Source organism: Clostridium sp. DSM 8431 (assembly GCF_900116755.1).
In the GTDB taxonomy this organism is placed as follows: Bacteria; Bacillota; Clostridia; order Clostridiales; family Clostridiaceae; genus Clostridium.
Genome location: NZ_FPBY01000122.1, coordinates 1 through 10,205, shown reverse-complemented (window position 1 = coordinate 10,205; position 10,205 = coordinate 1). Strand labels below are relative to the sequence as shown.

Annotated in this window: 9 protein-coding genes and 1 rRNA gene; 9 read left to right on the top strand and 1 reads right to left on the bottom strand. The window is 29.3% G+C overall.

Translation table 11 applies throughout. The annotated features are described in order from the left end of the window. The 8 genes from BM384_RS12140 to hydG form a co-directional block, all read left to right on the top strand. A partial coding sequence (locus BM384_RS12140) for a PTS sugar transporter subunit IIC (RefSeq protein ID WP_175537366.1) occupies positions 1–1,005 on the top strand: 1,005 nt, incomplete at its 5' end. A gap of 336 nt (positions 1,006–1,341) precedes the next feature. After that, complete coding sequence (locus BM384_RS12135) at positions 1,342–1,677, top strand: hypothetical protein (RefSeq protein ID WP_090013962.1); 336 nt, start codon at positions 1,342–1,344, stop codon at positions 1,675–1,677. Between the two features lie 217 nt (positions 1,678–1,894). Beyond that, positions 1,895–3,916 (top strand): methyl-accepting chemotaxis protein, encoded by a 2,022-nt coding sequence (locus tag BM384_RS12130; protein ID WP_090013960.1) that lies wholly within the window; start codon positions 1,895–1,897, stop codon positions 3,914–3,916. Between the two features lie 70 nt (positions 3,917–3,986). Continuing rightward, positions 3,987–4,130: a hypothetical protein gene (locus BM384_RS17710; protein WP_175537365.1), complete on the top strand. Its 144-nt coding sequence runs from the start codon at positions 3,987–3,989 to the stop codon at positions 4,128–4,130. Between the two features lie 204 nt (positions 4,131–4,334). Beyond that, the gene (locus tag BM384_RS12125; protein ID WP_090013958.1) at positions 4,335–4,679 is read left to right on the top strand and encodes a hypothetical protein; all 345 of its coding nucleotides are present in this window, start codon (positions 4,335–4,337) and stop codon (positions 4,677–4,679) included. Positions 4,680–4,978: 299 nt separating this feature from the next. Then, on the top strand, positions 4,979–5,626 hold the full coding sequence (locus BM384_RS12120; protein ID WP_175537364.1) for a TetR/AcrR family transcriptional regulator: 648 nt from the start codon (positions 4,979–4,981) through the stop codon (positions 5,624–5,626). Positions 5,627–5,941: 315 nt separating this feature from the next. Further along, positions 5,942–7,117 (top strand): acetyl-CoA C-acetyltransferase, encoded by a 1,176-nt coding sequence (locus BM384_RS12115; protein ID WP_090013955.1) that lies wholly within the window; start codon positions 5,942–5,944, stop codon positions 7,115–7,117. 320 nt (positions 7,118–7,437) lie between these two features. Then, positions 7,438–8,856 (top strand): [FeFe] hydrogenase H-cluster radical SAM maturase HydG, encoded by a 1,419-nt coding sequence (hydG, locus tag BM384_RS12110; RefSeq protein WP_090013953.1) that lies wholly within the window; start codon positions 7,438–7,440, stop codon positions 8,854–8,856. A 97-nt stretch (positions 8,857–8,953) separates the two neighbouring features. On the opposite strand, the gene BM384_RS12105 is transcribed toward hydG, so the two are convergent. Then, complete coding sequence (locus BM384_RS12105) at positions 8,954–9,916, bottom strand: HD domain-containing protein (protein ID WP_090013952.1); 963 nt, start codon at positions 9,914–9,916, stop codon at positions 8,954–8,956. A 161-nt stretch (positions 9,917–10,077) separates the two neighbouring features. Here BM384_RS12105 and rrf point away from each other — a divergent pair. Continuing rightward, a 5S ribosomal RNA gene (gene rrf / locus BM384_RS12100) occupies positions 10,078–10,194 on the top strand. Positions 10,195–10,205 lie beyond the last annotated feature (11 nt).

Genomic DNA, 10,205 nt, shown 5'->3' with positions numbered 1-10,205 from the left:
AAAAAACTCCTTCTTGCAATAATTTGTTATTTTGATTATTGCCAAGAAGAAGCTATTTTTATTCTGTTTACACAAAATTTTTTATACGGCCTTAACACTGGATTTTTCTTCTTACCAGTTTATGTAGGATATAGTGCAGCTAGAAAAATAGGAATGAATCCTATGATGGGTGCTTATTTAGCCGGAATTTTAGTACATCAAAATATAGATGGTGTAGCAGGGTTAGACTTTTTAGGAATAAAGATACCTCAAGCTACATACAATACTTCAGTATTTCCAATAATACTTGGTGTACTATTTATGTATATAGTTGATAAAGCTGTTGATAGAGTAACACCAAAGGAAATTAAGTTCTTTGCAAAACCATTAATAACTATATTAATTGTAACTCCAGTTACCTTAATAGCTTTAGGACCATTAGGAATATATTTAGGAAACTTTATAGCAGCAGTATTAACATTTATAAATACTAAGCTTGGATGGTTATCTGTAGGTTTAATAGGAGCTCTTACTCCAATACTTGTTATGACTGGAATGAATCAAGCTTTATTCCCTTTAGTATTTGCATCAATGGCAGATAAGGGATATGATGCCTTTGTAATGCCAGGAATGCTTGCAGCAAATGTAGCTATAGGTGCAGCTGCTCTTGCAGTGTGGTTAAAGGCTAAGAAGGCTGACAATAAAGCATTAGCACTATCATCTGGATTAACAGGTGTTTTAGGAATAACAGAACCATCAATTTTTGGAGTGTTAATCATATTTAGAAAACCTCTTTTTGGAGCTATGATTGGTGGAGGTATAGCAGGATTATTTGCAGGTATTGTTCAATTAAAACAATATGCAGTTGTATCACCAGGAATTGCAGCACTTCCAACTTTTATACCAACTGATGGATCAGGTAATATGACAAACTTTTATTTAGCAGTAGCAACAATAGCAATTGCTTTAGTAGCATCATTTATAGCCACTTGGATATTAGGTTTTAATGAAGAGGATAATGCATAAAATAATAGAATTCGTGTAAATGTATACAAAGATGATTAATCTTTGTATACATTTTTTTATAAAGCTCTTTAGTTAGATGAAAGATTTTAAATAAGATTTGTGAAAAAAGTAACCAAATAAAAGTTGGGTTATATATCTATTTGATAAAATATTAAAAAATGCTTGGGGATTAAAGGGTTTAATTGAAAAATATAATAAAAAATATATAGTAATGAATATGCATCGTTAAAAAAACTTGGCTATATCTTAATTTTCGACATAAACTTCGAAAAATATTTGCTATAATTAAAAAAAGGGATGTAAGTTAACCAGAAATACTAAGGATGGGGGATAACTATGAATACAAACAAAAGATATGCAAAAGAAGCTGTGGAGATTATTAGAGATGCAATTATTAATAATGAACTTGTAAAAGGTGAGTTTATTAATAAAGTAGATTGCAATGAAAAAGGTGATGTAATATTTATACAAGATATATTAAATAATAAGGTTGAATATAATTTAAGTGAAGTGAGCTGTGTGTTTACTGATTATTTAGAATGTCTTGGAGATATGAACATGAATGTTTATGGAACCGTTTTAAGTGCTGAAAAATGCGAAAATTATGATATAAAAAAAGATTTATTTATTAAGTCATTAACTAGATTAAGAGAAATAGAAGCTTGTGTTTAAAAAGCTTTAATTTTATAAATTAAGCGTGAAATCATTATGTGATTTCACGTTTTTCTTTTTGATGGAACAATAATAAATAGAAAAGTAAAAATGTTAAAAAACAGCTAAGAATTTTTGTAAAAAATTTTAAAAAATATTGATTTATTTTAAAAAGGCGTGATAATAATTGAGAGGGGAAAATGTACAGAAGACAAAATTATATTGGAGAGGATAAATAATGAAATTTAAATTTAATGCTGGGATAAGAAAGAATCTTTTATCTTTAGTAATAGGTGTAGTTGTTATTTCATGTGTGAGTCTTACCATAATAAGCTATCAAGTAACTAAAAATGTGCTTAAGAAGAATAGTTTGAACCTTATGCAAACAATCACAGAGGAGTCTGCGGATTTGGTTGATGCTGAAATTCAAAGATTCTTTACTATGGGAGAGACATTGGCTCAAGTGCCTTTTATTTTAGATGATAATGTTAATATACAAGAAAAGTTAAAAACTCTAGAAGAAACTAAAGAACATTTTGGGTGTTTAAGTATAGGTATAGGAGATCCCAATGGGGGAGTAATATTTTTAGATGGTACAACTGCAGCAGTACCTAATGAAGCTTTTTATAAAACAGCTTTATCAGGAAAAGATAGTGTATCGTCACCACGTTATTCCGAAGTATTAAAAAGAGATGTAATAACTTATGCTATTCCAGTTTTTTCTGATAAAGAGAATAAAATTGTAAAATCAGTTATAGTTTTTAATATGCCAAGTAATCAGTTAACTAATTTATTAAAAAATATTAAGTTTTTAAATACAAGTTCAGCTTTTATGATAAATGAAAATGGTGTTGTTATAGCAGATGAGAATGAGAACTTAATTAATTCAAGATTTAATCTAATAGAGGCAGAAGAAAATAATCCTTCTTTAGAGTCCCTTTCATCTTTTGGGAAAAAAGTACTAGCTAATAAAAATGGAATAAGTGAATATTCTTATAACGGAGAAAAGAAGGTTGCAGCATATGAAGGTATAAAGAGTGGAGACTGGGTAATAGCTATTTCTACCACTTATTCAGATATCATATCTAGTTCTAAGGTTATAAAGAAAATATCACTTGAAATAATGTTTGGAGTAATAGTAATTGCTAGTGTAATAATTGTTTTATATGCAAAAAAACTTACTGATATTATTAAGAAGTTAGTTAGTCATTTGACTACTATTTCAACAGGAGATTTTTCTGTTAAGATTGAAGATGATTTATTAAATAGACATGATGAATTTGGAGTTATAGCTGAATCTGTTGATAAACTAACTGGTTCTATAGGCAATATGATTAATAATATTAATTGTATTACTGCAAAAATGCATGAAGATTCTGAGGGGTTATATGAAAATTCTAAGGACCTTGCTTTATCAACAGCTAATATTAGAGATTCTATTTCAGAAGTAGCTGAGGGAAATTCAAATCAAGCAAGTCAGATTAATGAAATTACATATAAAACAGAAGAATTCAGTAGAAAAGTAGATGATATGAGTGAGTATACTGATAATGTTAAGAAAAGTACTATTGATATATCAAGTAAAGCAGAATCCTCTAAGATTATAGTTGATAATTTAGAAGAATCAGTTAAGAAGTTTAGTGATGAATTTAGTAAATTTAAATGTAGTATAGATGAATTAAGTGATGATATGAATAAAATAAAATCTATAACAAGAATTATTAATGAAATTTCAGATAGAACAAATCTACTATCATTAAATGCAGCTATTGAAGCCTCAAGAGCAGGTGATGCAGGTAGAGGATTTGCAGTAGTTGCAGAAGAAATAAGAGCTTTAGCAGAACAAAGTAAGAAAAATTCAGCTCAGATTTCTGAAATAATAAAAAAATCGTATAATAGTACAGCTCAAATTGTAGAAAATTCTAATACAATAAGTGGGGAACTAGATAGTCAAAATCAAAATATTAGTGATGTTAAAGATTCCTTCAAAGCTATTGTTTCATCAGTAGAAGAAGTTCTTCCAGAATTAAAGAAAGTTTATGAAGGTTTTAAGGAAGTACAGCATTCTGAAAAAGAAATTCTTAATAATATTGAAATAGTATCATCAGTTTCAGAAGAAGTATCAGCATCTTCAGAAGAAATTCTTGAATTAAGTACAGATTTAAGCAAAGTTGGAGATAGTGTAAATGATGCTGCAGAAAAATTAGCTAGAAGAACAAAAACAGTAATAAATCAATTAAATAAATTTAAAATAAATTAATTTTACATAGAATTTTCTTTTATAGGACAAACTAATTTAAACTAATAAAGGTAAATTGGAGGTTTTATATATGAGTGAAAATGATATGGCACTTAAAGAAAAGGCTAAAAAGATGATGTTGGATGGTGAGTCTTTTGTAAATATAATGTCAGAGACAAATTTAAGACTAAAAGATTTAAAAAGAATTCAACATGAAATAAATAAGCATTTTTAGTATAGAGATTTAGTAAATACATGATATTTCATTTAGTATCATGTATTTATTTTTTTGCAAAAATATTTGAAATGGGTTAATAGAAGGTATAGATGGAGAGTATAATTATATAGAGGAATTAGAAGAATATGTTCTATTAAATAACGTGAACAACGGCAAAGCTTTTAGAATATAATATTAAGAAAAATTCAAGGAGCTTTATATATGTCTTTAGAAGTAGTTAATTATTACAGAGATCAGAAAACAATAGAAGAGAAGTGTAAATGTTACTTATTTTATCATGTAGTTCTAAATCTCGATGACGGAAGCAACATAGATGGAATTATCGAGTCCATAGATGGGGATGAGATAAGGATGCTTATAGGTGAAGATATGATGGAAGATATGATGGATATGAGTCGAAGACCAAATCAAAGACCAAATAGATATAGAAGATTTAGACCAAGAAATTATCCAATAAGAAGAGTTAATAATATAGGATTATTACCTTATCCTCCAGTACCAATAGTACCACCTATTTTCCCATATCCTTATTATCCAATATATTAATATAACTATAGATAAAGAGCAAAAGTGATATGTTTATAAAAAGGCATATCACTTTTGTATTTATTTGGTAAAAATATGGTAAAATAATATGGTTAAGTTCACTTATTGTAAGAGTAAATATTTTAAATAAAAGGGAGATGTATAATATATTTAAAAAGCATATAAATTTTATTATTTCTAAATAAAATATTGGCTAAAAAGCGAAAATTATATAATTTTATATTTTTTAATTACCTTGCATGAAAAAAATAGAATATCATCTAAAAACACTTGAACATGTTCAAGAAATTGGAGGAAATATGAAAAACGTAAGAGAAACTATATTAAGCAGCAGTAAGAAACTTTTTCTAGAAAAAGGATATGAAAAAACTACAATAAGAGAAATCATATCTTGTTCAGGAGTACTTTCAGGAAGTATATATCATTTCTTTAAAAATAAAGAGGACATATTTAAATCCTTAGTTTTAGAGCTTTTTGATGAGTATGAACAAAGAGTTATAAAGCATTTTGGAGACATAAAAGAACCTGAATTTTTATACATATTAATAATTGCTATAGAGCTTAAATCTATAGAAAAAAATGAACGTATTAGAGAGTTATATTATGAAGCTTATACTTCAGATTTAATTTTTGAAAGAATAGTAGATCAAGATTCTAAGAAATTAAGAGAAGTATTTAGGATACATAACCCAGAATACGATTTAAGTGATTATTATAATGCAAATTTAATGATTAAAGGCTCTATGAGAAGCTGTATTGTAGATTGTAAAAATGATAGTAAGAATTCAAATAATAAACGTAATAATATTTTATTTAGCATGATATTGGGTTTAATGAATGTGTCTGTAGATGAAATTGATACTATTGTTAAAAATATTAATATGATGGATGTTGAAATAGAATATATAGTTGATGAGCTAATTGCTGAAAAGTTAAATGTAGGATAGGTACATATTATAAAATTAAACATACTAATAAAATAGAGTTAAATATTTAACAGTTAATACGAGGTGTTTTTTCGTGAAATACCTCGTATTAATTTTTTGAGAAAAAAATGTTAATTATTTAACATAAAAATATTGACATTATATCCAAAAAGTTCTATTATTAAATTAAAATTAAAGATAAGTATTTATTTTCAAGCTTTTCAAGAAGCTTGGAGGCTCAAACTATCTGAATTTTTAGTTTTTTTAAAAATAAAAAAGATAAATAATTATCAAACAAGCTAAGTATAGTGATTGAAAATAGAGGAGGAATTTATAATGAGAGAAGTTGTAATTGCAAGTGCAGTAAGAACACCAGTAGGGAAATTTGGAAGTGCTTTTAAGGACACAGCAGCAGTAGAATTAGGGGCAATAGCTGTAAAGGAAGCTGTTAAAAGAGCTGGAATAGATCCAGATAAAGTAGAAGAAGTTGTTTTAGGTAATGTTATTCAAGCAGGTTTAGGTCAAAACGTAGCTAGACAAGCTGCTGTAAAAGCAGGTTTACCTGAAGAAATACCAGCATTCACAATAAATAAAGTATGTGGTTCAGGATTAAGAGCTGTAAGTTTAGCTGCTCAAATGATTAAAGCAGGAGATGCAGATGTAGTTGTAGCAGGTGGTATGGAAAGTATGTCAAAAGCTCCATACGTTGTTGACTCTGAAAGATGGGGAAATAAAATGGGTAACGTTAAGATGGTAGATGCTATGATTAACGATGCATTATGGGATTCATTCAATGACTACCATATGGGTGTTACAGCAGAAAATATAGTTGAAAAATGGGGATTAACAAGAGAAGAACTTGATGAATTTGCATTACAATCTCAATTAAAAGCTGAAGCGGCAATTAAAAATGGTGAATTTAAGGAAGAAATCGTTCCTGTTACAGTTAAGACTAGAAAGAGCGAAATAGTTGTTGATACTGATGAACAACCAAGATTCGGAACTACTAAGGAAGCATTAGCTAAATTAAGACCAGCATTTATTAAAGATGGAGCTGTTACAGCTGGTAACTCATCAGGAATTAATGATGGTGCTGCTGCTCTAGTTATCATGAGTGCAGAAAAAGCTAAAGAATTAGGAGTAACTCCATTAGCTAAAATCAAATCTTATGCATCAGCAGGTCTTGATCCAGCAATAATGGGATATGGTCCATACTATGCAACTAAGAAAGCATTAGAAAAAGCTGATATGAAGATGGATGACTTAGACTTAATCGAAGCAAATGAAGCTTTCGCAGCTCAAAGTTTAGCAGTTGCTAAAGATTTAAAATTCGATATGGATAAAGTAAATGTTAATGGTGGAGCTATTGCAATTGGACATCCAGTAGGAGCTTCAGGAGCAAGAATCTTAGTTACACTTCTATATGCAATGAAGAAGAGAGATGCAAAGAAAGGTTTAGCTACTTTATGCATAGGTGGCGGTCAAGGAACTGCATTAATCGTTGAAAGATAATTTAAATAGGTAGTTAAAATATTTAAATTTATAATCCCGCCCCAAAAAAGGACGGGATTATTTTTATACACAATTCAAATTATAATTTTCAGTTTAATGTGGATAAGAGTTATTTTAAAAGGTAAGTGTGTGGAAAGTTAGAAGAAAAGTACCTTACAAGTGGTATAATATTAGTTGGTGATTAATATTTCATAAAATAAGTATTATTTACAATTAAAAAGATATAAAAATAGCAGTCGTGCTGAATAATTAACTTAAGATATTTCCTGCATTAACACGAATACTATTTATTCTAACGTATCAGATAGAGGGGATAAAAAATGTATAATGTAAAATCAAAAATAGCAACTGAATTTATTGATGACAATGAAATTCTAGAGACTCTTAAATATGCTGAAGATAATAAAAGTAATAGGAAACTTATAAGTAGATTAATTGAACGTGCAAGAGACTGCACAGGATTAACACATAAAGAAGCAGCAGTTCTTCTAGAATGTGATCAGGAAGACTTAAATAACAAAATGTTTGAAGTGGCAAAGGAAATAAAGCAAAATTTTTATGGTAACCGTATAGTTATGTTTGCACCACTATATTTATCAAATTACTGTGTAAATGGATGTGTATATTGCCCATATCATCATAAAAATAAACATATAGCAAGAAAAAAGCTTACTCAAGAAGAAATAAAAAAAGAAGTAATAGCTCTTCAAGATATGGGACATAAGCGTTTAGCATTAGAGACAGGAGAAGATCCAGTTAATAACCCAATAGAATACGTACTTGAAAGTATAAAAACTATTTATGGTATTAAACATAAAAATGGTGCAATAAGAAGAGTTAATGTTAATATAGCAGCTACAACTGTTGAAAATTATAGAAAGCTTAAAGAAGCAGGAATAGGTACATATATACTATTCCAAGAAACATATAATAAGAAAGCTTATGAAGAATTACATCCAACAGGACCAAAACATGATTATGCATATCATACAGAAGCTATGGATCGTGCTATGGAAGGTGGAATTGATGATGTAGGATGTGGTGTATTATTTGGATTAAATATGTATAAGTATGATTTTGTTGGACTACTTATGCATGCAGAACACCTTGAAGCTACATTTGGCGTTGGACCTCATACAATAAGTGTTCCTCGTATAAGACATGCTGATGATATTGATCCAAATGATTTTGATAATGCAATTTCAGATGAAATATTCCAAAAGATAGTTGCAGTTATACGTATAGCTGTTCCATACACAGGAATGATTATTTCTACTCGTGAATCACAAAGAACCCGTGAAAAAGTTATTGAATTGGGAGTATCTCAAATAAGTGGTGCTTCTCGTACAAGTGTTGGAGGTTATGCAGAAGCAGAACCAGAAGAGGAGAATTCAGCTCAATTTGATGTTAGTGATAATAGAACATTAGATGAAGTTGTAGATTGGTTAATTGGAATGGGGCACTTACCAAGCTTCTGTACAGCATGTTATAGAGAAGGACGTACAGGAGATAGATTTATGTCTTTAGTTAAAGCAGGACAAATATCAAACTGCTGCCAGCCAAATGCAATTATGACTTTAAAAGAATACTTAGAAGATTATGCCTCAGATAAGACTAAGGAAGATGGAAATAAGCTTATTGAAGAACAGATAAAATTAATAGAAAATGATAAGGTTCGTGAAGTAGTAAAAGAATACTTAAAAGAAATTGAAGAGGGAAAGAGAGATTTTCGTTTCTAATTTATAAATAGGTAAAGGAGTATCTAGATGAAGTTTTAATTATCTAGATACTCCTTTAGTATTTTCTAAAATCTAAAAAAGTCTTTAAATAAAATTTTTATTGTTGTCTTTTGTATAGTCTTGTTCCAAAGATAAAATCTCTCTTGTCTCCCCATTCTGCAGACTGCTCATCAAGTGATCTAGCTAAAGAAGTTAATCTAGCACTAGACATATCAGCTTGAGATACTATATATGCTTCTGTAAAACATGGTTTAACTGGACTTCCATATTCTAATTCACCATGGTGAGAAGTTATAATGTGGCATAATTCTAAAAACCACTTTTCTTTTTCAATAGAAGAGTTTATAGAATTAGCTTTTTCATATAGCATCATAACGCCAAGAACAATATGATCCATGAACTTTCCTTCGTCTGTCATTATAGGTGCAACACCTTCCATTGCGTATGCTCTTAATTTTCCTATATCATGTAAGGCAGCTCCACATATAGCTAAAGGAACGCTTATATTTTCAGTATTAGTGTATTTGTTGAAATACTCAGCTTTAAATTTTGATTCTATAACAACTTCAAGTGTATGCTGTGCAAGTCCTCCATAATAATTATGATGAATAGATACAGCAGCAGGAGCAGTAATAAATTGTTTTTTATTCGATGTTAAAAGATCTTTTGTAAAATTAATTAATTGTTGTTCCCAATCTTTTGCTTGAAGATAGCATTCTGTAAGAATATCTAATATCTCTGAGTAGCATTTCTTTGGATCAATAGGACCATGCTTTAAGAAATCTTCAACAGGAAGTTCGCCTTTATCCCATGAAGTAAGAACAAGCTGTAACTCTTTGTTATAAGTATTAGCTGTTGCTACTATAGATACAACCTCACCTTTATTAGGAATGGGACCATTATATGACCAACGTTTTGCTTTAACTTCAGTTTTTCCATCTGAAAGTGTAAATTTGGCATAAGGTCCTTTTACACCATTTTCAATAGCGGCATCAATAACTGCAAGCTCACCAGCAACTATTTTACCAATCTCTATATTATCAATGTTTAATTTATTCATTCACAAATCTCCTAACTTATAGTCTATTTTAATTTCTCTCATTTTAGTTTAATACTTATGTAAATAGGTAATCAATAGATATGTTAGATAAAAATAAAAAAATATTAACATAAAATGTTGACATATTAATAAAATATGGATATAATACTAATTGTATTGTATCTAGTGATGATGGCGTAGAGGAAACACTCCTATCCATTCCGAACAGGAAAGTTAAGCTCTACAGCGCCAATGGTACTGCACGGGAGACTGTGTGGGAGAGTAGGACGTTGCTAGGTAATATGGCTCG